The sequence below is a fragment of the Dactylosporangium sp. NPDC006015 genome, assembly GCF_040614215.1.
Classification (GTDB): Bacteria; Actinomycetota; Actinomycetes; order Mycobacteriales; family Micromonosporaceae; genus Dactylosporangium; species Dactylosporangium maewongense.
The window spans coordinates 233,048-254,868 of record NZ_JBEXUD010000006.1 but is presented as its reverse complement, the minus strand read 5'-3'; the positions used below and the strand labels follow the sequence as shown (position 1 = coordinate 254,868).

Annotated in this window: 16 protein-coding genes; 5 read left to right on the top strand and 11 right to left on the bottom strand. The window is 73.5% G+C overall.

Going from position 1 to position 21,821, the window contains the following annotated elements; genetic code table 11:
* Positions 1-56: 56 nt before the first annotated feature.
* The 5 genes from ABZ321_RS13540 to ABZ321_RS13520 form a co-directional block, all read right to left on the bottom strand.
* On the bottom strand, positions 57-2,195 hold the full coding sequence (locus tag ABZ321_RS13540; RefSeq protein WP_354891086.1) for a hypothetical protein: 2,139 nt from the start codon (positions 2,193-2,195) through the stop codon (positions 57-59).
* 102 nt (positions 2,196-2,297) lie between these two features.
* A complete protein-coding gene (locus ABZ321_RS13535; RefSeq protein ID WP_354891085.1) occupies positions 2,298-3,326 on the bottom strand; it encodes a hypothetical protein in 1,029 nt (342 codons plus the stop codon).
* Positions 3,323-3,814, bottom strand: coding sequence for a SigE family RNA polymerase sigma factor (locus tag ABZ321_RS13530; RefSeq protein ID WP_344502337.1), 492 nt, complete (start codon positions 3,812-3,814; stop codon positions 3,323-3,325). The genes ABZ321_RS13535 and ABZ321_RS13530 overlap by 4 nt, the downstream gene beginning before the upstream one ends.
* Before the next feature lie 59 nt (positions 3,815-3,873).
* Positions 3,874-5,730 carry a M14 family zinc carboxypeptidase gene (locus ABZ321_RS13525; protein WP_344501983.1) on the bottom strand — a complete coding sequence of 619 codons (1,857 nt, stop codon included), beginning with the start codon at positions 5,728-5,730 and terminating at the stop codon, positions 3,874-3,876.
* Between the two features lie 81 nt (positions 5,731-5,811).
* The gene (locus ABZ321_RS13520; protein WP_344501982.1) at positions 5,812-6,012 is read right to left on the bottom strand and encodes a hypothetical protein; all 201 of its coding nucleotides are present in this window, start codon (positions 6,010-6,012) and stop codon (positions 5,812-5,814) included.
* Positions 6,013-6,060: 48 nt separating this feature from the next.
* Between ABZ321_RS13520 and ABZ321_RS13515 the strand changes: the two genes are divergently transcribed.
* On the top strand, positions 6,061-6,729 hold the full coding sequence (locus ABZ321_RS13515; protein WP_354891084.1) for a hypothetical protein: 669 nt from the start codon (positions 6,061-6,063) through the stop codon (positions 6,727-6,729).
* A 33-nt stretch (positions 6,730-6,762) separates the two neighbouring features.
* Complete coding sequence (locus ABZ321_RS13510; protein WP_354891083.1) at positions 6,763-8,145, top strand: MFS transporter; 1,383 nt, start codon at positions 6,763-6,765, stop codon at positions 8,143-8,145.
* A gap of 223 nt (positions 8,146-8,368) precedes the next feature.
* Here the strand turns inward: ABZ321_RS13510 and ABZ321_RS13505 are convergent, their stop codons facing one another.
* Positions 8,369-9,469 carry a sugar kinase gene (locus ABZ321_RS13505; protein WP_344501979.1) on the bottom strand — a complete coding sequence of 367 codons (1,101 nt, stop codon included), beginning with the start codon at positions 9,467-9,469 and terminating at the stop codon, positions 8,369-8,371.
* Positions 9,466-10,095: a bifunctional 4-hydroxy-2-oxoglutarate aldolase/2-dehydro-3-deoxy-phosphogluconate aldolase gene (gene eda / locus ABZ321_RS13500; RefSeq protein ID WP_354891082.1), complete on the bottom strand. Its 630-nt coding sequence runs from the start codon at positions 10,093-10,095 to the stop codon at positions 9,466-9,468. Before eda ends, ABZ321_RS13505 begins: the two co-directional genes overlap by 4 nt.
* 46 nt (positions 10,096-10,141) lie before the next feature.
* On the opposite strand from eda, the gene ABZ321_RS13495 reads away from it, so the two are divergent.
* Complete coding sequence (locus ABZ321_RS13495; protein WP_354891081.1) at positions 10,142-10,903, top strand: IclR family transcriptional regulator; 762 nt, start codon at positions 10,142-10,144, stop codon at positions 10,901-10,903.
* Here the strand turns inward: ABZ321_RS13495 and ABZ321_RS13490 are convergent.
* Genes ABZ321_RS13490 through pdhA form a run of 4 tightly spaced genes read right to left on the bottom strand, consistent with a single transcriptional unit; the run spans position 10,882 to position 14,868 of the window.
* Complete coding sequence (locus ABZ321_RS13490) at positions 10,882-11,538, bottom strand: hypothetical protein (protein ID WP_354891080.1); 657 nt, start codon at positions 11,536-11,538, stop codon at positions 10,882-10,884. The two genes, ABZ321_RS13495 and ABZ321_RS13490, sit on opposite strands and share 22 nt — an antisense overlap.
* Positions 11,535-12,785, bottom strand: a complete 1,251-nt coding sequence (locus ABZ321_RS13485) for a dihydrolipoamide acetyltransferase family protein (protein WP_354891079.1) — start codon at positions 12,783-12,785, stop codon at positions 11,535-11,537. The genes ABZ321_RS13490 and ABZ321_RS13485 overlap by 4 nt, the downstream gene beginning before the upstream one ends.
* Complete coding sequence (locus ABZ321_RS13480; protein WP_354891078.1) at positions 12,785-13,777, bottom strand: alpha-ketoacid dehydrogenase subunit beta; 993 nt, start codon at positions 13,775-13,777, stop codon at positions 12,785-12,787. Before ABZ321_RS13480 ends, ABZ321_RS13485 begins: the two co-directional genes overlap by 1 nt.
* Complete coding sequence (pdhA, locus tag ABZ321_RS13475; protein WP_344501972.1) at positions 13,774-14,868, bottom strand: pyruvate dehydrogenase (acetyl-transferring) E1 component subunit alpha; 1,095 nt, start codon at positions 14,866-14,868, stop codon at positions 13,774-13,776. The genes ABZ321_RS13480 and pdhA overlap by 4 nt, the downstream gene beginning before the upstream one ends.
* Positions 14,869-14,999: 131 nt before the next feature.
* On the opposite strand from pdhA, the gene ABZ321_RS13470 reads away from it, so the two are divergent.
* Positions 15,000-15,467: an Lrp/AsnC family transcriptional regulator gene (locus ABZ321_RS13470; protein WP_344501971.1), complete on the top strand. Its 468-nt coding sequence runs from the start codon at positions 15,000-15,002 to the stop codon at positions 15,465-15,467.
* Between the two features lie 266 nt (positions 15,468-15,733).
* A complete protein-coding gene (locus tag ABZ321_RS13465) occupies positions 15,734-21,202 on the top strand; it encodes a biotin carboxylase N-terminal domain-containing protein (protein WP_354891077.1) in 5,469 nt (1,822 codons plus the stop codon).
* Positions 21,203-21,821 lie beyond the last annotated feature (619 nt).

The following is a 21,821-nucleotide window of genomic DNA, read 5'->3' as shown; positions in this document are numbered from 1 at the left end:
CCGCGCGGCGGGTGCCGCACGGCCCGGCCCCGGAAGACCGGGTCAGGACGGCTTGATCAGGACGGCGGCCTGATCCGGAAGGTGACGTAGGCCCAGTCGGAGACCGGCCCGCCGTCGCTGGTGCTGCGGACGAGGAGGTCCACCCAGCCGCCGGTGACGGCCGGGTACTCCAGCGGCGTCCACCGCACCGTGGCCGTGCCGTCCGCCGCGGCGGCGACCGTCTGCTGCGGCTCCGCGCCGAACTGGTAGGTGTAGGACACGACACCGGCCGCGGTCGGGTGGAACACGAACGTGCCCTCGACGCCGGGCCCGCCGCCGCCCTGCCAGTCGCCGGGCGGGTAGTCCGCGGACGTCACGGCCGGCGCGATCGACGCCGGGAAGAACGAGACGCCGGTGGTCTCCGACTCGGTGCCGTCGGCCGTCCTGGAGGTGACCGTCAGCGTATTGTTGCCCGCCCGGCTCGGGGTGAAGCGGACCGTCGCGGTGCCGTCGGCGCCGGCGGCGACCGTCCCCTGCGGCTGCTCGTCCACCTGCCCCTGGTTGAACTGGTACGTGTAGGCGACCACGCCGTGCATGTGCGGCTTCAGCGTGAAGACGCCCTCGGTGCCGACCGGCCTGCCCGGGGAGCCGTCGGTCGGGTAGTCCGCCGACTCGACGAAGGGCTCCGAGTCGACGAACAGCGTCCGCGAGCTCGTGCCCGATCGCAACCCGGACGCGGCGGTGCTGAACACCGAGACCGTGGTGCCCTCGGCGCCGGGCACCACCGTGACGCGCGCCTTGCCGTCCGCCTCCGCCGGCACCGTCTGCTGGGTGCCGCCGTCGATCTGGTACGTGTAGCTGACCGTGCCGTCCAGGTTGGCGGCGAACGTCAGGCGGTGCGGGTCGCCCAGCCACGCGTCGGGGTCGGCGTCCTCGATCGCCGGTGCCGTGTTCCGGACCAGGAACCGGTAGGACACCATCTCGGAGAGGTTGCCCGCGCGGTCGACGCTCTGCACGTACAGCGTCAGGATCCCCGCCCGGGACGGCGCGAGCTGGATCGTGACCGGCCCGCCCAGGGTGGGGGCGGCGACGCTGGTCATGCTGAAGTAGGACTCGCCGTACTGGTAGCCGGCGACGTCGGCGACGCCGTTGGCCGTGAACGTGAAGGCGCCGGGGATCCCCGGGCCGCCGTGCGCGGGGGCGCCGGGCGGGTAGTCGGCGGAGGACACGACCGGCGGCGCGGGGTGGCTGGTGTCGACGGTGAAGCGGCACTCGGCGCTCCACGGCGACACGTCCATGTCGTCGCGGGACTGGGCGGCGACCGCGTAGGTGCCGCCGTCGGTGAGGATGCCGGCCGGGATGGTGCCCCACGACCGGGCCGGCGTGTACCCGGCGAAGTTCTCCGGCAGCTCGACCCGGTCCTGTGGCCGGTCGACCGGCCACACCGCGAACCTGCCGTAGGCGACGTCACCGCCGCCGGTGTCGTTGATGTCGGCGTCGGTGAGCAGCGCGGTCAGCTGCGGCGTGTCGGTCGTGACCCACAGCGGGCCACCCGTGTCGCAGGACCGCCCGTCGACGGTGACCTGGGCGGGTGTGCCGGGGATGCCGTTGGCGTTGATGATCAGCACCGGATCGTTGCGGACGTGCCGCCCGTAGTGCAGGTTGCCCTCCAGGCGGTCGGGGACCCGCAGCTCGAACGTGACCGTGTGCCGGCCCGCGGCGAGCGCGTCGCGCACGACGGTGCCGAGGTCGACGCCGATGTAGCTGGACGGGCAGGCGTCGGCGCCGGTCACCTCGAACCGCTGCCGCTCGCGCGGCGGCCGGTTCCACGACGTCGTGGACGTGACCGGGTCCGTGCTCCACAGCTGCCAGGTGCGTTCCTTGCGGCAGTCGGTGACCTGCGTCTCGGCGAGGACGAAGCCGGCCGCGTTGATCCGCATCCCCCGGTAGGCGCTGATGTCGTAGCTGAAGTAGGACCGGGACTTGTGCTTGCCCGCGGCGTCCCGCCAGGCCCCGACGGGCGCGTCGGCGGCGCTGCCGGTGTAGGCCTTGTCGGGCGTGCGGGAGTCGGTGTAGGTCCAGCTGGTCGGCCGGAGCGCCTGCTGGCTGGTGGCGGAGGCGGCCGGCGGGTGGATGAGCACCGCACCGCCGGCCGCGACGAGTACCGCGACGAGCCCGGCCCGCCGACTTCGTGATGACGCAGGGTTTCGTGACATTGGAGACCCCCCGTGACGATGGACGTCTGTCGAGGCGAACCATAGACCCGCGCCACGGTCCCCGTCGCCCCGTTATCTCCAATGTGGACAGAGGCCGCGAAGTCACCAGCGCTCGGGATGCTCCAGGTCCTGGACGGGCAGGTAGCCCGCCAGGAGCTGCAGGCCGTCCTGCTCGGTGTAGCCCTTGCCGCGGTCGGTGAGGAACAGGTCGACGAGGCACGGCTGCACGAGCATCTCCAGCAGGCCGTCGCCGGCGCGGGCCACCCGGTAGGGGCCCGCGACCAGGTCGCCGGTGGTGTGCTCCATCCCCGGCGGGGTGCGCTCGGCCCGGACCGTGAGCCAGCGGTCGTGGTCGCCGATCGTGAGGGCGCCCTCGGCGAAGCCGGTCTGCCGCCCGAGCGTCAGCGAGCAGCCCAGGACGTCCGCGCCGGCGGGGAACCGCTCGATGCCGAAGGGCACCACGCAGCGGTGCGCGGTGTCGAAGGTGATCCGGGCCGCGGCGGCCGTCGCCTCGTCGCTGCCGCCGGCGTACAGGTCGAGCCTGGCCCACAGGGTGCCCACGGGCTGCCAGCGCACGGACCACAGGGCCTGGCCGCCGGCGGGTCCCGCGTCCGCCCGCGCCGTCCCCGGCCGGTCGCCCACGGTCACGCCGACCGGCGCCCCCGGCGTCCCCGCCGACTCCAGCTGCGACCCCGCCGCGTCGAGCTTGTCGGCGGTGGCGGCGAGCGTGACCGTGGCGCGGCGCAGGAACTGGACGCTCTCGATGCCCGGGCCGGTGCTCCAGGTCGCGTACTCGGCGCCGGCCGCGAGGTCGTCGGCGGCGAAGTGGACGGTGCCCGGGTCGGATCCGACCGCGTCCGGCTGCTCCAGCGCGCCGGGCACGTCGGGGGCCGGCGGCAGGCCGAGCGCCACGGCCGGCGCGGCGGGCCCGTCCGGCACGGGCTTCGTCGGTACCGACGCCGCCAACGCGACGAGAACGGCACAGGCGACCGCGGCGGCCACGGCACCGGCCCTGCGCCGCAACCGGATCCGCTGCCCGCGGCGGCGGGCGTGCGCGACGATCGGCGCCGGGTCGGCGTCGCCGCCGGCGCGGTCCCGCAGCATGGTGGTGAGCCGATCGTCGAGGTTCATCGGGACCCTCCCGTGGAGATGGCAGACGGCGCGGCGCGCAGCGTGTCGAGGGCCCGTTTCGCGTGGGTGCGCACGGTGCCGGTGGAGCAGTCCAGGATCTCGGCGATCCGCGCGTCGTCCAGGTCCTCGTAGTAGCGCAGGACGATGACGGTGCGCTGCCTCTTGGGCAGCTGCCGGACCAGGCGCCACAGCGCGTCGCGCTCGGCCACCTCGGCGGCCTCGTCCCCGGTCGCGGGCCGCTCGCCGACGGCCTCGACGGTCACCTCGCGGCTGCTGCGCCTCCGCCACCACGAGTGGTGGGTGTTGACCAGCATCCGGCGCACGTAGACGTCCGGCCGGTCGGTGCGTGCGATGCGGCCCCAGCGGGCGTAGGCCTTGGCCAGGACGTCCTGCACCAGGTCCTCGGCGCGGTGCTCGTCATCGGTGAGCAGCCTGGCGAAGCGCAGCAGCGCCCCGGCGCGGGCGAACGCGTACTCCTCGAACGTCACGTCCCTATACACGCGGCGGGCCGCCCGTGCCGTAGACACGGGCGGCCACATTTCTTTCGTCAGGACTGCCGGATGACGACGTTGTCGACGCCGGCCTCGACCAGGCTGGCCGTCGACGCGTCCGCCGCCTCGAACAGGATCCGGACGCTCTGCCCGGCGTACGCGCTGAGGTTGACGCTGCCGGTCGACCAGGACGCGTCCCGGTCGGAGGCGGCGCCGGCCACCGTGGCCAGCACGGTCGTCCCGCTCGCCGTGACGACGCTGACCCGGAAGAAGTCCGCCGACGAGGCGTTGCTGCCGTGGCCGAGGTACCAGGAGTAGCTCAGCGTCAGCGTCCCGCTCGACGGCAGCGTGATGCTCGGCGAGCGCACGCTCGTCGTGCCGCCGTCGACGTCGTTGGCCCCGGCGTCGGCGCCGGCCAGGCGCGCCGTCACCAGGTCGTTGCTGCCGCTGACCGTGGTGCCGAGCTGCTTCGGGCCGCTGGAGTCGGTGGCCTCGGGGTCGCCGCGCTCCCAGGCGCCGGTGGTCGCGGTGTCGGTGCCCGACGGGTTGGTGGTCCAGCCGAGGTTCGTCTCGAAGTCGTCGGACCAGACCGTGGTGCCGGGCGCGGTGCCGCAGTACTGGGCCTCCTTGCCGATCACCCGGTACGGGCAGTCGGCGTACTCGGCGATCTGCAGGCTCGCCTCCCGGTTGAGCGCGGTCTGCGCGGCGATGACCTCGTCCGGCGGGTAGAAGCCGCCGCCGCCGGAGTTGCCCGGGTACATCTCGAACGTGTAGGACCACACGCCCTGGTCGGCCCACAGCCAGTCGTCGATGGTGCCGTCGGTGATGTACAGGTCGCTGGCCTGCTCCGGGGTGTAGCCGTTGGTGGCGGCCATCTGGGTGCCGAGGGTTCGGAAGGTGAGCTCCTGGTCGGCGTCCAGGCCCGGTGCGGTGTTCGAGGTGGTGTACCCGAAGGGCCAGAGCACGAGCTTGCCGTAGGTGTGGAAGTCGATGTGCGTCTTGATCTGCTGCACCCCGCCGACGCGCCGGCTCAGCACGAGGTCGCGCACCCGCTGGGTCTCCGGCGCGGAGAACGCCGACGGCCCGCGGTAGGTCTCCGAGCTGGTCGAGCTCGACGACCCGCCGCAGCAGCCGAAGTTGTAGCCCCAGTTGCGGTTCAGGTCGGTGCCGACGTTGCTGCTGCCGCTGTTCGGCTGCCGGTTCTTGCGCCACGACCGGTAGGCGCCGGTGGCGATGTCGTACTCGCCGCCGTCGGGGTTCATGTCCGGCACGATCCAGATCTCGCGCGAGTTCACCACGTTCGTGATCCGGGTGTCGGTGCCGTAGCCGTCGGTGAGCTGCTTGATCAGGTACAGCGCCATCTCGACGGTGAGGTGCTCGCGGGCGTGCTGGTGCGCCGTGTAGAGCACCTCCGGCTCGTTCTCGTCGACCGCGACGTTGTCGGAGATCTTGATGACCGGGATGTCCCGGCCCTCGTACGACGTGCCGAGGCTGCTCTTGCGCAGGATCGCCGGGTGGTCGGCGACGGCCTGGTTGAGCTCGGCGGTCATCTCCGCGTAGTTGTGGTACATCGAGTCCGCCGACGGGAAGTCGAGGATCGTCGCGGGCCCGCCCGGCGTCGCCGGCCGCAGCGCGCGGGTGACGGTGAAGCCCAGCTGCCGCAGCCTCGCGACCTCGGACGGGGTCGCGGTGATGTCCGCGACGCCGTGGTCGATGCCGTCGATCGCGGCGCCGGTCCCGGCGACCTGGTTGCGCTGGTCGAGCGTGCCGACCCCGCTCACCAGGTAGGGAGCGGACGTCTCGGCGGTCACCGCGTCGGCCGGCGCGGCGCCGGCCGGGCTGATCGCGGCGACCACGAGCGCGACGGCACCGGCCATCGCGAGTGGGATGGTGCCCCTGCGGGGGTGGCTCATCTAGCCTCCTTGGGTGGTGGAGGTGAACGAGCTACCAGGTGACCACCCAAGGCATGGTCATATCAACATCCGTCTTTCTCCCTACCGCGCGGGCCATGCCCGCATGGCCAGATCGGCGACCGCCTCCAGGGCCTCCCGGTCGGCGCCGTCGCGGGCCTGATGGGCCATGCCCTGCACGAGCACCGTCCACCGGTCGCCGAGCCGGGCGAGGAGGTCGCGGATGCCGCAGTCGTCGTCGCACGGCCCGGCCTGCGGGGTTACCCCGGTGTTCGCGACCGACACGGAAGTGCCTCCTTCTCCGCCCGCGCACCGCCGTCGATGCTCAGGACCATGATTCCCGTCAGCGGCGTCCCCGGCGACACCACCACCGTGCCCGGCGCCGGCCCGCAGCCCACTCCGACACTCGCCGTCACGGGCGTCGACGTGCTGGTCGGCCCCCTGGTCGGCCCCGCCGGCGTCCGGCACGCCGCACGCGTGGACGGCCGCGCGCCGGCGCCCGGCACGGCGGTCCTGCGGTGCGCGCCCGTCGCCGAGTCCTTCGCCGCGCTCGCCGCGGCCGCGGCCGTCTCCGCCGCGGTCACCGGGGTCCTCACCGCCCCGCTCGGCGACCGCCGGTGGCCACTCGTCGCCCTGCGGGACGTGACCGGCGCCGCCGCCCGCGTCGCCGCCGAGTCGGCCGCGGACCTCGCCGCCGGCCGCCCGGACCGGCACGCCGGCGCCACGTACCACCTGCACGGCGACACCCTCCTCGGCGGCGCGGACATCGCCGCACTGCTCGCCTGGCTGCTCGACCGTCCCGTCCGCTACGCCCCCTCCCCCGGCGACCCGCCCCCGCACACGCCACCCGCCGACCCTCGGCGCCTGCTGCCCGCGCCGGCCCCCGCCCTCGACGTCATCGAGCGCGCCGTCGCCGCCGCGATCGCCTCCGCCGTCGGCGGGAGCGAGGCCCGATCTTGTGGTGGGGCGGGCCCGGCGCCTATCGTGACCCCAGGACCGTAAGGGAAACACTGTTTCCCTACCGAGGAGGCCGCCATGGGCACCGAGACCGACCGTGGCGGGACCGTGCTGGTGGAGGCGTACGCCGGGCGGCCGAAGGTGGCGGTCGAGCCCGCGCGGACCGCGCCGCTCGGGTGGTGGCCGGCGATCTGCGTGGCGCTGGTCGCGTTCGTCGACCGGGTCGAATACAACCTCCTGGCCGGGGTCGTGCCGCAGATCCAGGCGGAGTTCGGGCTCAGCGACAAGGCGGTCGGCGCCATCCCCACCGCGGGGGCGATCGCGGGCGTGGTGCTGCTGCTGCCGGCCGGCCGGCTCGCCGACACCGGCCGGCGCAACTGGATCATCGCCGGCGTCGTCGGCACGTGGGCGGTGCTGACCCTCGGAACGGGGCTGGCCACGTCCTACGCGGTGCTCTTCGCGATCCGGGTGCTGCTCGGCGCGGCGGGGCAGCTCTACAACCCGCCCGCCTCCAGCCTGCTCGCGGACTACTTCCCGCCCGGCGGCCGGGCGCGCGCGTTCGGGCTGGAGCGCCTCGGCTACTTCGTCGGGCTGCCGGTCGGGGTGCTCGTCGGCGGTTCGCTCGCGCAGGCGGTCGGGTGGCGGCACGCGTTCCTGTTCGTGGCCGTGCCGGGGGCCGTCATCGCGCTGCTGTGCCTCACCGTCCGCGAGCCGGTCCGCGGCCTCGGCGACCGTATCGGCGCGCTGGCCGCCGGTGTCGCACCCGTCGAACGACCGGCGGAGGCCGCGGCGGTGCCCGTACACCGGCAGCTGCGGCAGCTCGTGCGGATCCCGACGCTGCGGTCGGTGGTCGCGGGGCTGACCATCATGTTCTTCGGCCTCGGCGGGCTGTTCTTCTGGATGCCGACGTTCTACCAGCGGGAGTTCGGCCTGGAGGAGGCGGCCGCGACCGGGATCGCGGGCGGGGTCGGCGGCGTCGGCATCGTCCTCGGGGTGATCGTCGGCGGCCGGTACGGCGACCGCTTCCACGGCCGGCGCCCAGGCTGGCGGATGGTCCTGGCCGGCACGGCCCTGTTCATCGGCGCGCTGGGCCTCGCCGTCGCCGCGCTCGTGCCGGTGCTGCCCGTGCAGATCGCCGGCTACTTCCTCGCCAACGCCGGGTTCTCCGCGGCGATCCCGAACCTGACGGCGGCCAACGCCGACGTGGTGCCCGCGCACCGGCGCGGCCTGGGCTTCGCGGTCCTCAACGCGGTCGTCACCCTCGGCGGCGCCGCCGGCCCGTTCCTCGTCGGGGCCGCCTCCGACGCGCTCGGCGGCGGCGGGTCCGGCTCGCTGCGCGGCGCGTTCACCGTGCTGCTGCTGCCGCTGGGGCTCGGCGCCTGGATCATCCTCCGGGCGCGGCGCACCTTCGACGCCGACATCCTGCGCGCCACCGGCGACCCCCGCCCGTCCGGCGATTGACGGCCGGCGGGCGGACAGCGCCGCCGGGGGTTACCCGCGACAGTTGAGTCGGCCCCTGTACCGATGACGGACCCCGGCGGGCGGCTGTGCGAGGCCTGCCCGCCGGGGTCAACAACGCTGTGCTTCGGACACCGTGATGCCGGACGGCGCCGGACGCCGTGCCGTGGTCTTGCCGGACGCCCAGCGCTGGACGCGCGACCCTGGGCGTCCAGCGCTGGGACACTCAGCGCTGGACGCGGGCGCCGCCGCCGCGCACCAGGGACTCGACCTCGGCGAGGCTCGCCATCGAGGTGTCGCCGGGGGTGGTCATGGCCAGGGCGCCGTGCGCCGCGCCGTACTCGACCGCGGTGGCGATGCCGCCGTCGCGCTCGAGCAGGCCGAAGATGAGCCCGGACGCGAAGCTGTCGCCGCCGCCGACCCGGTCGAGGATCTCCAGGGCCGGCCGGTGGGTCGCCTCGGCGAACTCGCCGCCCGCCCAGGCGACGGCGCCCCAGTCGTTGACGGTGGCGCTGTGCACGGCGCGCAGCGTGGTCGCGACGACCGCGAAGTTCGGGTACTCCTCGACGACCTCCTTGATCATCGCCTTGAAGTTGCCGGCGTCGAGCGCGCCGGCGTGGATGTCGGTGTCGGGCACGGCGAAGCCGAGGCAGGCGGTGAAGTCCTCCTCGTTGCCGATCATCACGTCGACGAGGCCGGCGAGGCGGCGGTTCACCTCCTGCGCGCGGGCCTTGCCACCGACCGCCTTCCACAGCGACGGGCGGTAGTTCAGGTCGTACGAGACGACCGTGCCGTGCCTGCGCGCGGCGGTCATCGCGGCCTCGACGGTGGCCGGCGCGGTCTCCGACAGCGCCGCGTAGATGCCGCCGGTGTGCAGCCAGCGGACCCCGAGCGTGCCGAAGAGGTGATCCCAGTCCACGTCCTCGGGGCGCAACTGGCTGGCGGCGGTGTGCCCGCGGTCGGACGTGCCGACGGCGCCGCGGACACCGAAGCCGCGCTCGGTGAAGTTGAGCCCGTTGCGGGTGGCGCGGCCGATCCCGTCATACGGCACCCAGCGCACGAACGACGTGTCGACCCCGCCCTGCAGGATGAGGTCCTCCAGGAGGCGGCCGATCTCGTTGTCGGCGAACGCGGTGACGATCGCGGTGCGCAGGCCGAAGCAGCGGCGCAGGCCGCGGGCGACGTTGTACTCCCCGCCGCCCTCCCACGCCTGGAAGGTGCGGGCGGTGCGGACCCGGCCGGCACCGGGGTCGAGGCGCAGCATCACCTCGCCGAGCGAGACGAGGTCGTAACGGCACTCGTCCTTGGGGCGCAGCGTGAGCGTCATGCCGCCGCCTCCACCGCGGCGGCGGCCCGCTCGGTCACCGTGTCCCAGCGCCCGGCCTGCAGGAGGTCGGGGGCGACGATCCAGCTCGCGCCGACCGCGAGGACCTGCGGCAGGGCGAGGTAGTCCGGCATCACCTCGGGGGTGATGCCGCCGGTGGGGATGAACCGCACCCCGCGGAACGGCGCCGCGAGAGCCTTGATCATCGGTGCGCCGCCGAGCTGCTGGGCCGGGAAGAACTTCACGATGTCCAGGCCGGCGTCGAGGGCCATCTGGATCTCGGTGGCGGTGGCGGCGCCGGGCACGACGAGCACGCCGGCGTCCTGGCACGCGGCGACGACGGCGGGCGCGAAGCCCGGCGTCACCACGAACCGGGCGCCGGCGGCGATGGCCCGCTCGGCCTGCCGGGCGGTGAGCACCGTGCCGGCGCCGACGACCAGGTCGTCGCGGCCGGCGATGGCCTCGATCGCGTCGAGGCCGGCGGCGGTGCGCAGGGTGATCTCGGCGGCCTTGAGGCCGCCCTTGACGAGGGCGTCGCCGAGCGCCGCCGCGTGCCGGGCGTCCTCGAGGACCACCACCGGCACGACCCGTCCCATATCGAGCTGTTCAGCCTGTTGAACGTCAGTCACGGGTATGAACATAGTGCACGCGCGGCGTGTTCGCTACAGTGGCGCCGTGCAGGACGACTTCCAGCCGGTCAAGTCAGCGGGGCGCACCCTTGACGTGCTCGAGGTCCTCGCGGATCAGCCGCGCGCCTGGACGCTCGTCGACCTCGCCCGCGCGCTGGACATCCCGAAGAGCAGCCTGCACGGGCTCATGCGGACCATGACCGCCCGCGGCTGGGTCCGCGCCGACGAGACCGGCACCCGCTTCCGGCTCGGCATGCGCGCCCTGCAGGTCGGCGCCGCCTACCTCGACGGCGACGACAGCGTCGCGGTGATGTCTGGGGTCCTCGACGAGCTCTCCCGCCGGCTCGGCGAGACCGTCCACCTCGGCCGGATCGAGGGCGACCAGATCGTGTACCTCGCCAAGCGGGACTCCACCCACCGCCTGCGCCTCTACAGCGCCGTCGGCCGCCGGCTGCCCGCGCACGCGACGGCCCTCGGCAAGGCGCTGCTGGCCCAGCACGCCGACGCCGACGCCGACGCGATGCTCAGCTGGCCGCTGCAGCGGCTGACCGCCGGCACCATCACCGACCGCGACGCGCTGCACCGGGCCCTCGCCACGGTCCGCGAGACGGGGTACGCCGTCGACCGCGAGGAGAACGCGGACGGCATCATGTGCTTCGCGATGGCGGTGCCGCTGACGGTGCCGGCGACCGACGCCGTCTCGGTCTCGGTGCCGACCACCCGGATGACCGCCGGGGTGGAGGAGGGCGTCGTCGCCGCCCTCACCGACCTGCTCCAGCCGCTCGGTCAGGCCCGCAGCATGCTGTAGGCGTCCGTCAGCGCCGCCGTGACCGCCTCGACCGTCACGGTCTCCAGGGCACCGGCGGTGGCGGGGTCGAAGTCGTAGCCGAGCGCGGCGTAGGCGGCGGTCAGCGGCGCCCGGAGCAGGCCGGCGCCCGTCACCTGGAAGACGGAGCTGAACAGCCACCCGTCCCGGGTGACCCGCTGGGCCGAGCCGACGACCTTGACCGTGCCGCCGAGGTTGATGCTGTACTCGCCGGGGCAGTACTCGCCCGGGACGGCGCCGATCCGGGCGTCGGCGCCGAGCCCGGTGAGGACGGCGGCGTGCATGGCCGCGAACCGCCGGAACCGCCCGACCGGGTCACGGGACGCGTCCGGGGTGCGGCACACGTGGTCCACGACGACGCTGCCCTCGTGGTAGAGCGCCAGGGTGCCGCCCTGCGGGCGGATCACCGGGGTGAAGCCGGCCGCGAGCACTGCCGCCTCGGCGTCCGGGTAGCCCGGGCGCAGGGTGTCGCGCCGGCTGAACGCGGCCGTCGGCGCCGGCGAGAAGATCCGCAGGAACTCCCGGCCGGCGCCGGCCCGCAGCAGGTGCGGGCCGAGGGCGACGTCGGCGGACGGGCCGCCCGGCAGGGGCGACCCGTCGAGCAGGACGACCGTCACAGCCTGGCGATGACGGAGGCGGGCTCCTCGATGGCGTCGGCGACGCTGCGCATGAACCCGGCGGCGGTGCCGCCGTCGCACACGCGGTGGTCGAACACGAAGCTCATCTGCGCGATCTTACGGACGCACAGCTGGCCGTCGACGACCCACGGCCGGTCGATGATCCGGCCCAGGCCGAGGATCGCGACCTGCGGGTGGTTGATGATGGCCGCGCTGCCGTCGACCCGGAACGCGCCGTAGTTGTTGAGCGTGAACGTGCCCGCCGACAGCTCCTGCGCCGTCGAACGGCCTTCCCGCGCCCTGGCCGTGACCGCGCGGATCTCCTGGTCGAGCCGGGCGGTCGTCATCGCGCCGGCGTCCATGACCGCGGGCACCACGAGGCCGCGGGCGCCCTGCACGGCGATGCCGAGGTCGACCCGGTCGAGCTCGACGATCTCCTGGCGCACGGTGTCGAGGCGGGCGTTGAACACCGGGTACTCGTGCAGGGCCGCGACCACGAACCGGGCGACGTACGCGATCAGGCCCGGCCCGGCGGGGACGCTCTCGCGCAGCTGCCACAGCTTCGTCGCGTCGACGTCGACCCAGACGGTCGCCTCGGGGATCTCTGCCCGGCTGCGGCTCAGTGCCGCCGAGACGCTGCGGCGGAAGCCGCTGAGCGGGATCCGGCGCTCCCCCGGTACCGACGCGGCGACGGCTGTCGTGACGCAGGCGCGCTCCACGTCGGCGCGGGTGATGACGCCGCCCTCACCCGTCCCCTGCACGGTGCGCAGGTCCACGCCGTTGGCGCGGGCCAGGTTGCGCACCAGCGGCGAGACGACGAGGGGGACCTTCCGGGCCGCCGGGGCGGGGAACGCGGGCGCGGCCGGGCGGACGTTGGCGCGCGGGCGGCGGGTGCGGCCGGTTGTGGTGGCGCCGGTGGTGCCGTAGCCGATGAGGACGTTGCCGGAGCCGGCCCGCTCCTCCTCCCGGTAGGCCTCCTTGGCGGCCGCCGCCACGCTCACGGGCTCGCGCTCCGCGGCGGCGATCGAGATGAGCGGCTTGCCGACCTGGACCGTGGCGCCGGGCCGGGCGTGCAGGGTCTCGACCCGGCCCGCGTACGGCGACGGCACCTCCACCACGGACTTCGCCGTCTCGACCTCGACGACGCTCTGGTCGACGGTCACCGTGTCGCCCTCGGCGACGAGCCACCGCACGACCTCCGCCTCGGTGAGCCCCTCACCGAGGTCCGGCAGCAGGAACGTCGCCATCACTGCTCCCACTGCAGGTCGTCGACGGCGTCCAGGACCCGGTCCACGCCGGGCAGCTGGAAGTGCTCCAGCTTCGGCGGCGGGTACGGGATGTCGAACCCGCCGACCCGGCGGATCGGCGCGGCCAGGGCGTTGAAGCAGCGCTCGGTGACCCGGGCGACGATCTCGGCGGAGACCCCGGCGAACCCGGCGGCCTCCGCGACGACCACGGCCCGGCCGGTGGAGCGCACCGCCGCGCACACGGTCTCGTCGTCGAACGGCACGATCGAGCGCAGGTCGACCACCTGCAGGCTCCGCCCCTCCTGCGCGGCGGCCTCGGCGGCCTCCAGCGCGACGGGGACGGCGGGTCCGTAGGCGATGAGGGTCGCGTCGGTGCCGTCGCGGCGGATGACGGCGGTGCCGATGCCGGGCGCCCCGGACGGCAGCTCGACCTCCTCCTTGCTCCAGTAGAGCTTCTTCGGCTCGAGGAAGACGACCGGGTCCGGCGACGCGATCGCCGCCCGCAGCAGCGTGTAGGCGTCCGACGGCGTCGACGGCGCGACCACGTGCAGCCCGGGGGTGTGGGCGTAGTAGGCCTCCGACGAGTCGCAGTGGTGCTCGACGCCGCCGATGCCGCCGGCGTACGGGACGCGGATGACCATCGGCAGCGCCACCCGCCCGCGGGTGCGGTTGCGCATCTTCGCGACGTGGCTGACGATCTGCTCGAACGCGGGGTAGGCGAACGCGTCGAACTGCATCTCGACGACGGGACGCATCCCGTTCATCGCCATCCCCACGGCCATCCCGACGATCCCGGACTCCGCGAGCGGCGTGTCGAAGCAGCGCGCCTCGCCGAAGTCGGCGGTGATGCCGTCGGTGATCCGGAAGACGCCGCCGAGCGCGCCGACGTCCTCGCCGAACACGACCACCGTGGGGTCTGCTTCGAGCGCGTCGCGCAGGGCCCGGTTGAGCGCCTGCGCCATCGACAGCTTCTCGTGCGTGGTTGTGGTCATCGGGGGCTTCCTTCGCGGCTCAGCTCGTCCGCCACCATCGCCGCCTGCTCGCGCAGCTGGGGTGTGGGGGTCGCGTACACGTGGGCGAACAGGTCGGCGGGGTCCGGCTCGACGTCCCGGTTGAGGCCGTCGCGCAGGTGCGTGGCGACCCGCTCGGCCTCCTCGGTGAAGGCCGCGATCGTCGCGTCGTCGATCAGCCCCTGGCCGGTCAGGTACGCCCGCAGCCGGGCGATCGGGTCGCGCTCGACCCACGCCGCGACCTCGGCGTCGTCGCGGTACCGGGTGGCGTCGTCGGCGTTGGTGTGCGCCTGCATCCGGTACGTGTGCGCCTCGACCAGCTGCGGCCCGCCGCCGGACCGGGCCCGCTCGACGGCGGCGCCGAGCACGGCGAGCAGGGCGGCCATGTCGTTGCCGTCGACGCGTTCGCCCTTGATGCCGTAGCCGATCCCCTTGTGCGCCAGGGACGGCGCCGCGGTCTGCCGCGACAGCGGGACGCTGATGGCGTAGCCGTTGTTCTGGATGAAGAAGACCACCGGCGCCTGGAACACGGCGGCGAAGTTGAGCGCCTCGTGGAAGTCGCCCTCGCTGGTGCCGCCGTCGCCGCACATCGCCATGACGACGGTCGGCTCGCCGCGGAGCCTGGCCGCGTGCGCGACCCCGACCGCGTGCGGCAGCTGGGTGGCCAGCGGCGTCGCGTGCGGGGCGACGTTGTGCTCGTACGGGTCGTACCCGCAGTGCCAGTCGCCCTTGAGCAGGCTGAGCGCCTCGACGGGGTCGACGCCCTTGACGGCCGCGGCGACCGTGTCCCGGTAGGTGGGGAAGAGCCAGTCGCCGGCGTCGAGGACCTGCGCCGCGGCGACCTGGCACGCCTCCTGCCCGTGCGACGACGGGTACACGGCGAGCCGCCCCTGCCGCACGAGCGCGTAGGCCTGGTCGTTGAGCCGCCGCGCGGTGAGCAGCGCGCCGAGCGCCGTGACGAGTGCTTCGTTGTCCGGAAGCGCGTGGCGCCCTGGGTCGAGGGCCTGGCCGTGCGCGTCGATGAGGGCGACCGGTTCGTCGCCCGGTAGCAGGTGACTCGGGTCACGCGTCATGCCGCAATCCTGGGCCTCGCGCCATTCGCGTTCCACTTCCGGCGCCAAACCGAGAAGATGTTCGTGTTCAGGGCGTCGTACGATGCCAAACGTCCAACCTAAGGGCTCGTTCAGGAAGGTGGGCGAGACAGGTGGCCGCCCCGCTCGACGACATCGACCGGCGTATCCTCGTGGAGCTCAGCCGGGACGGCCGCATGTCGATGCGCACCCTGGCCGAGCTGCTGCACATCTCCCGCGCGAACGCCTACGCCCGGGTCCAGCGCCTGCGCGACACCGGGGTCATCCGCGGCTTCCACGCCGACGTCGACCACGTGGCGGCCGGCATGGGCACGTCGGCGTACGTGACGGTCAACCTGCGCCAGGCCGAGTGGCGGGTGGTCGGCGAGCGCCTGCGGGCCCTGCCGGGCGTCGTGCACATCGCCCTCGTCGGCGGCGAGTTCGACGTGATCCTCCTGGTCCGCGCCAAGGACAACGCGGACCTGCGCCGCCTCGTCCTCGACGTCATCCAGGGCATGCCCGGCGTGGTGAACACCCGCACCCTCCTGGTCTTCGAGGAGTTCGAGCCACCCACCTCGGCCTCGATGTGGGAGACACGCTGACCGCGCGGCGCCGGGGATGACTGCGCAGTGTCGGAGATGAACGAAGTGGGTACGCAAGGTGATAGTTGGGTGATGCCGGTCACTGTCCACCCGCGCGTCGACCCGGAAGTCCTTTGTAGGATTCTTACAACGCGAGGGGTGCGGGATGCGTCGTGCGGCACAGTGGCGTACTCGGCGGTAATCACGCAGGGTGTAGCCAGGTGCAGGCGGCGCTCCGGGACCCGGACGTCGCCTGCTGCGTGTGGGGCAATTGGGAGGCTCAACCGGTGTTCAGTCGTGTCGCCATCGTCAACCGTGGTGAGGCCGCGATGCGGCTCATCCACGCCGTCCGGGATCTTTCGGCCGAAACCGGGGAGCGGATCGAGACGATCGCCCTCTACACCGACGCCGACCGCACCGCGACGTTCGTGCGGGAGGCCGACGTCGCCTACCCGCTCGGCCCCGCCTCCGCCCGGCCGTACCTGGACCACGCCGTCCTCGAACGGGCCCTCGTCGAGACCCGGGCCGACGCCGCCTGGGTCGGCTGGGGCTTCGTCGCCGAGGACCCCGCGTTCGCGGAGCTGTGCGAGAAGCTCGGGGTGACGTTCGTCGGCCCGAGCGCCGAGGCGATGCGCAAGCTCGGCGACAAGATCGGCTCGAAGCTGGTGGCCGAGGAGGTGGGGGTGCCGGTCGCGCCGTGGAGCCGCGGCGCGGTGTCCACGCTGGACGAGGCGCTGCGCGCGGGCGAGCAGATCGGCTACCCGCTGATGCTCAAGGCGACCGCCGGCGGCGGCGGGCGCGGCATCCGCAAGGTCACCTCCGCCGAGGACCTGACCGACGCCTACGAGCGGACCAGCCAGGAGGCGCTGCGCGCGTTCGGGTCCGGCGTGGTCTTCCTGGAGCGCCTCGTCACCGGCGCCCGGCACGTCGAGGTGCAGGTCATCGCCGACGGGCAGGGCACCGCCTGGGCGCTCGGCGTGCGCGACTGCTCCGTGCAGCGGCGCAACCAGAAGATCATCGAGGAGTCCGCGTCGCCGGTCCTGTCGCCCTCACAGGCCGCCGACCTCAAGGCGTCCGCGGAGCGGCTCGCCGTCAGCGTCGGGTACCGCGGCGCGTGCACCGTCGAGTTCCTCTACCACCCGGGTGAGCGGCTGTTCGCGTTCCTCGAGGTCAACACCCGGCTGCAGGTCGAGCACCCGATCACCGAGATCACCACCGGCACCGACCTGGTCAAGCTGCAGCTGCACGTCGCCGGCGGCGGGCGCCTGGAAGGACCGAAGCCGGGCGAGGCCGGCCACGCCGTCGAGGCGCGGCTCAACGCCGAGGACCCCGACCGGGACTTCGCGCCGTCACCCGGCCGCATCACCCGCCTGGTTCTGCCCGCCGGCCCCGGCATCCGCGTCGACACCGGCGTCAGCGAGGGCGACTCCATCCCCGCCGACTTCGACTCCATGATCGCGAAGATCATCGCGTACGGCCGGGACCGCGACGAGGCCCTCGGCCGCCTGCGCCGCGCGATGGCCGAGACGACCGTCGTCATCGAGGGCGGCACCACGAACAAGAGCTTCGTGCTCGACCTGCTCGACCAGCCCGAGGTCATCGACGCCAGCGCCGACACCGGCTGGATCGACCGGGTCCGCGCCGAGGGCCGGCTCGTCAGCCACCGCCACTCCGCGGTCGCCCTCGCCGCCGCCGCGATCGAGGCCTACCAGGACGAGGAGGAGATCAGCCGGCACCGGCTGCTGTCCACCGCGCACGGCGGGCGCCCCCAGGTCCAGCACGAGACCGGGCGCCCCCTCGACCTGAAGCTGCGCGGCGTCGGGTATCGGGTGAGCGTCGCCCGCGTGGGCCAGAAGCGCTACCGGGTCGGCGTCTCCGGCGGCGGCGACGTGCACCCCGTCGACGTCGAGATCGAGCGCTTCGACGCCCACAGCGGCCGGATCGTCGTCAACGGCCACCGCTTCCGGCTCGTCACCGCCACCCACGGCCCGGTCCACCTGGTCGAGGTCGACGGCATCACCCACCGCGTCAGCCGCGACGAGGGCGGCGTCGTGCGCTCCCCCGCGCCCGCGCTGGTCGTCGCGACCCCCCTCACGGTCGGCGACGAGGTCGAGGCCGGCGCGCCGATCCTCGTGCTGGAGAGCATGAAGATGGAGACGGTGCTGCGCGCGCCGTTCCGCGCCCGGGTCCGCGAGTGCCCCGTGTCCGTCGGCAGCCAGGTGGAGACCGGCGCGCCGCTGATGCGCCTGGAGCCCCTCGCCGACGACGCCTCCGCCGACGAGGTCGTCGAGACCCAGACGGTCGACATCGAGCTGCCGCCCGAGCGCGACGGCGTGAGCGTGGCCGAGCGGGTCGAGCGCGGCCTGCAGGACCTGTGCAGCCTGCTGCTCGGCTTCGACGTCGACCCGCAGGACGGGCGGCGGCTGCTGACCGGCTACCTCGCCGCCCGCGCCGAGCTGGGCGGGCGGCCGCTGCAGGGCGAGATCGACCTGCTCACCACGTTCGCCGACCTGTCGGAGCTCAGCCGCAACAAGCCCGGCGGCGAGTTCGAGGAGGAGCCGGGCAGCCCCGTGCACAGCCCGCGCGAGTACTTCCACAGCTACCTGCAGAGCCTCGACGTCGACCGGGCCGGCCTCCCCGACGGGTTCCAGGCCAAGCTGCGCAAGGCGCTGGGCCACTACGGCGTCACCGAGCTGGACCGCACCCCGGAGCTGGAGTCCGCGGTCTTCCGCATCTTCCTCGCCCAGCAGCGGATGTCCACCGACGTCGCCGTCGTGCTGGAGCTGCTGCGCCAGTGGCTGGCCGGCCCGCCGCCGGTGGAGTCGATGAACGAGCGGGCGGGCCTGGCCCTCGAGCACCTCGTCGAGGCCACCCAGGTGCGCTTCCCCGCCGTGTCGGACCTCGCCCGCGGTGTCGTCTTCCGCTGGTTCGCCCAGCCGCTGCTGCGCCGCAACCGCGCCAAGGTCTACGCCGCGGTCCGCGCCGACCTGCAGCACCTCGACCGCAACCCCGACGCACCCGACCGCGCCGAGCGGATCCAGGCGATGGTCGCCAGCGCCGAGCCGCTCGTGCGGCTCATCGGCCAGCGGATCGGGCGCCCCGGCCGCGACGCCTTGGCGCTGCTGGAGGTCGTGACCCGCCGGTACTACGGCAACCGGGCGCTGTCCGGCGTCACCGTGCGGGAGGCGGGCGGCTGCCGGTTCGTGACCGCGGAACGCACCGACGGATCCGGCACCGTCCGGGTCGTCACCACCGCCGTCGACATCGCCGCCCTGCCGGCCGCGATCGGGGCGGTCGGCGAGCTGGCCGCGGGCGTCGCCGAGCACGGTCTCGTCGCGGACCTCTACGTCACCTGGGAGGACCAGCCGGACGCGGACGCGATGGCCGTACGGCTGCGGCAACTGCTGACGGAGCAGCCGCTGCCCAACGGGGTCCGGCGCATCACCACCACCGTGGCCGGCACCAGCGGCGCCGTCATGCACCACCACTTCACCTTCCGCCCCTCCGCCGGTGGCTTTGATGAGGACCGGCTGCTGCGCGGGCTGCACCCGCAGATCGCGCAGCGGCTGCAGCTGCACCGGCTGCGCGAGTTCGACCTCACCCGCCTGCCGTCCGCGGATGAGGAGATCTACCTGTTCAAGGCGGTCGCGCGCAGCAACCCGGCCGACGAGCGGCTCATCGCGATGGGCCAGGTCCGTGACCTGACGCCGCTGCGCGAGGCCGACGGCCGCCTGGTCGCGCTGCCCGCCGTCGAGGACGCGATCACCGCCGGGCTCGACGCGATCCGCAACATCCAGGCGCAGCGCCCGCAGAACAAGCGGTTCGACACCAACCGGATCCTCATGTACGTGTGGCCGTCGACCGAGCTGACCGGCGACGAGCTCAACGCGCTCGTCCAGCGCATCCTGCCGACGACGGCCGGCGCCGGCCTCGAGGAGGTGCAGTTCATCGCCCGCCAGCGCACCTCGGCGGGTGACCTCAGCGAGGTCGCGGTCCGCATCACCCTCAACCACGGCCACGGCGTGCAGGTGTCCGTCGACAAGCCGTCGACCGAGCCGCTGCGGCCCCTGGACGACTACCGTCAGAAGGTCCTGCAGGCGGCCCGGCGCGGCAACGTCTACCCGTACGAGCTGACCTCGCTGCTCGGCTCCTTCGTCGAGCACGACCTCGTCGACGGTGTCCTGGTGCCGGTCGACCGGCCGAAGGGGCGCAACACCGCGGCGATCGTCTGCGGTGTCGTCACCACGCCGACCGACCGGCACCCCGAGGGCATCACCCGCGTCGTGCTCCTCGGCGACCCGACCAAGGCGCTCGGCGCCCTCGCCGAGCCCGAGTGCTCCCGGGTGATCGCCGCCCTCGACCTCGCCGCCTCGATGCAGGTGCCCCTGGAGTGGTTCGCGCTGTCCGCGGGCGCGAAGATCTCGATGAGCTCCGGCACCGAGAACATGGACTGGGTCGCCGCCGCCCTCAAGCGGATCGTCACGTTCACCCAGGCCGGCGGTGAGATCAACATCGTGGTCGCCGGGATCAACGTCGGCGCCCAGCCGTACTGGAACGCCGAGGCGACGATGCTCATGCACACCAAGGGCATCCTGGTCATGACCCCCGACTCGGCGATGGTCCTCACCGGCAAGCAGTCGCTGGACTTCTCCGGCGGCGTCTCCGCCGAGGACAACTACGGCATCGGCGGCTACGACCGGGTCATGGGCCCCAACGGCCAGGCGCAGTACTGGGCGCCGCACCTGCCGGCCGCCCGGGACATCCTCATGGCGCACTACGACCACACGTACGTGGTGCCCGGCGAGTCCGGTCCGCGTAAGGCTTTGACCGCGGACGCCGTCGATCGGGACATTTCGGACTTCCCGCACAATGTCGCGGGCAGTGACTTCACCACGGTCGGGCAGATCTTCTCCGCCACGCACAACCCCGACCGGAAGAAGCCCTTCGACATCCGGACCGTCATGCGGGCCGTCTCCGACCAGGACCACTTGGTCCTGGAGCGCTGGGCCGGCATGGCCGACGCGGAGACGTCCGCGGTGCAGGACGTGCACATCGGCGGCTGGCCCGTCTGCCTCATCGGCATCGAGTCCCGCTCCGTGCCGCGGCGGGGTTTCCCGCCCACCGACGGCCCCGACACGTACACCGCCGGCACGCTCTTCCCGCGCTCGTCGAAGAAGACCGCCCGCGCGATCAACGCCGCCTCCGGCAACCGCCCGCTCGTCGTCCTCGCCAACCTGTCGGGCTTCGACGGCTCCCCCGAGTCGATGCGCAAGCTGCAGCTGGAGTACGGCGCCGAGATCGGCCGCGCGATCGTCAACTTCGACGGCCCGATCGTCTTCTGCGTCATCTCCCGCTACCACGGCGGCGCGTTCGTCGTCTTCTCCAAGGCCCTCAACCCGAACATGACCGTGCTCGCCCTTGAGGGTTCGTTCGCGTCGGTACTGGGTGGCGCCCCGGCCGCCGCGGTGGTCTTCACGGGCGACGTCAACAACCGCACCGCCACCGACCCGCGGGTCACCGACCTGCAGGCCCGGGTCGCCGCCGCGACCGGCGCGGAACGGGCGGCACTCAACGCGCAGCTCGCCGAGGTGCACTCCGCGGTCCGCGCCGAGAAGCTGGGCGAGGTGGCCGCCGAGTTCGACCGCGTGCACAACATCCAGCGCGCCGTCACCGTCGGCTCCGTGGACGCCATCATCAGCGCCGCCGAGCTGCGCCCCCGCATCATCGAGGCGATCGAGCACGGCATGAAGCGCTGACAACCCTGCGGACCGGCACGCCGCCCCCACGGGACGTGCCGGTCCCTTCACCTTCCGCAAGCCCCTGTCAGCCAGACGGAGCAGCGTAGACTACGGACAGCAACGACTCCGGAGATCAATTTCCATCGCTGGGGTAAGGTTTGCTTGCAAGCGGTCCACGGCACACCGGCCTCGACCAGTTCCTCATCTCACACATCGACAACTGCGCCCATCGACCCCGGCGACGCTCACCAGCCCGGCAGCACTCACCCCCCGGGCAACCGCGTTCACCGGCAGGCAGCGCCTATCGACCGGCGACGCTCACCAGTGCGGCGGCGCCCCACCAAGACAGCAGTTGCTCACCAGAGGCAGCGGTGCCCACCAGGGCAGCGCCGTCCATCGGCTGGAGGCACCGACGAGTCCGCAAGGCCCTGTTCGCCAGGCGACGCCTCCCGGGCAGCATCGTCGACCAGGTGCGAGGCGGTGCCTCGCGGGCAGCGTCGACCAGGTGGTGGCACTCACCGGCCGGCGCCCACCGGACAGGAAGACCCGCCAGGCGTTGACAGTCGCTCGGGGGCGTCACTCACCAGACAGGGCGCCCACTGGACAAGGGGCGCCCACCGGACGGGGGGCATTCACC

What these genes read in the sequence shown, in the direction of transcription:
- ABZ321_RS13510 (WP_354891083.1), top strand. Translation starts at nt 6,763, where the DNA reads ATGGGCACCGAGACCGACCGTGGCGGGACCGTGCTGGTGGAGGCGTAC.
- ABZ321_RS13485 (WP_354891079.1), bottom strand. Translation starts at nt 12,785, where the DNA reads ATGGCGACGTTCCTGCTGCCGGACCTCGGTGAGGGGCTCACCGAGGCG.
- ABZ321_RS13515 (WP_354891084.1), top strand. Translation starts at nt 6,061, where the DNA reads ATGATTCCCGTCAGCGGCGTCCCCGGCGACACCACCACCGTGCCCGGC.
- ABZ321_RS13535 (WP_354891085.1), bottom strand. Translation starts at nt 3,326, where the DNA reads ATGAACCTCGACGATCGGCTCACCACCATGCTGCGGGACCGCGCCGGC.
- ABZ321_RS13480 (WP_354891078.1), bottom strand. Translation starts at nt 13,777, where the DNA reads ATGACCACAACCACGCACGAGAAGCTGTCGATGGCGCAGGCGCTCAAC.
- ABZ321_RS13525 (WP_344501983.1), bottom strand. Translation starts at nt 5,730, where the DNA reads ATGAGCCACCCCCGCAGGGGCACCATCCCACTCGCGATGGCCGGTGCC.
- ABZ321_RS13505 (WP_344501979.1), bottom strand. Translation starts at nt 9,469, where the DNA reads ATGACGCTCACGCTGCGCCCCAAGGACGAGTGCCGTTACGACCTCGTC.
- pdhA (WP_344501972.1), bottom strand. Translation starts at nt 14,868, where the DNA reads ATGACGCGTGACCCGAGTCACCTGCTACCGGGCGACGAACCGGTCGCC.
- ABZ321_RS13540 (WP_354891086.1), bottom strand. Translation starts at nt 2,195, where the DNA reads ATGTCACGAAACCCTGCGTCATCACGAAGTCGGCGGGCCGGGCTCGTC.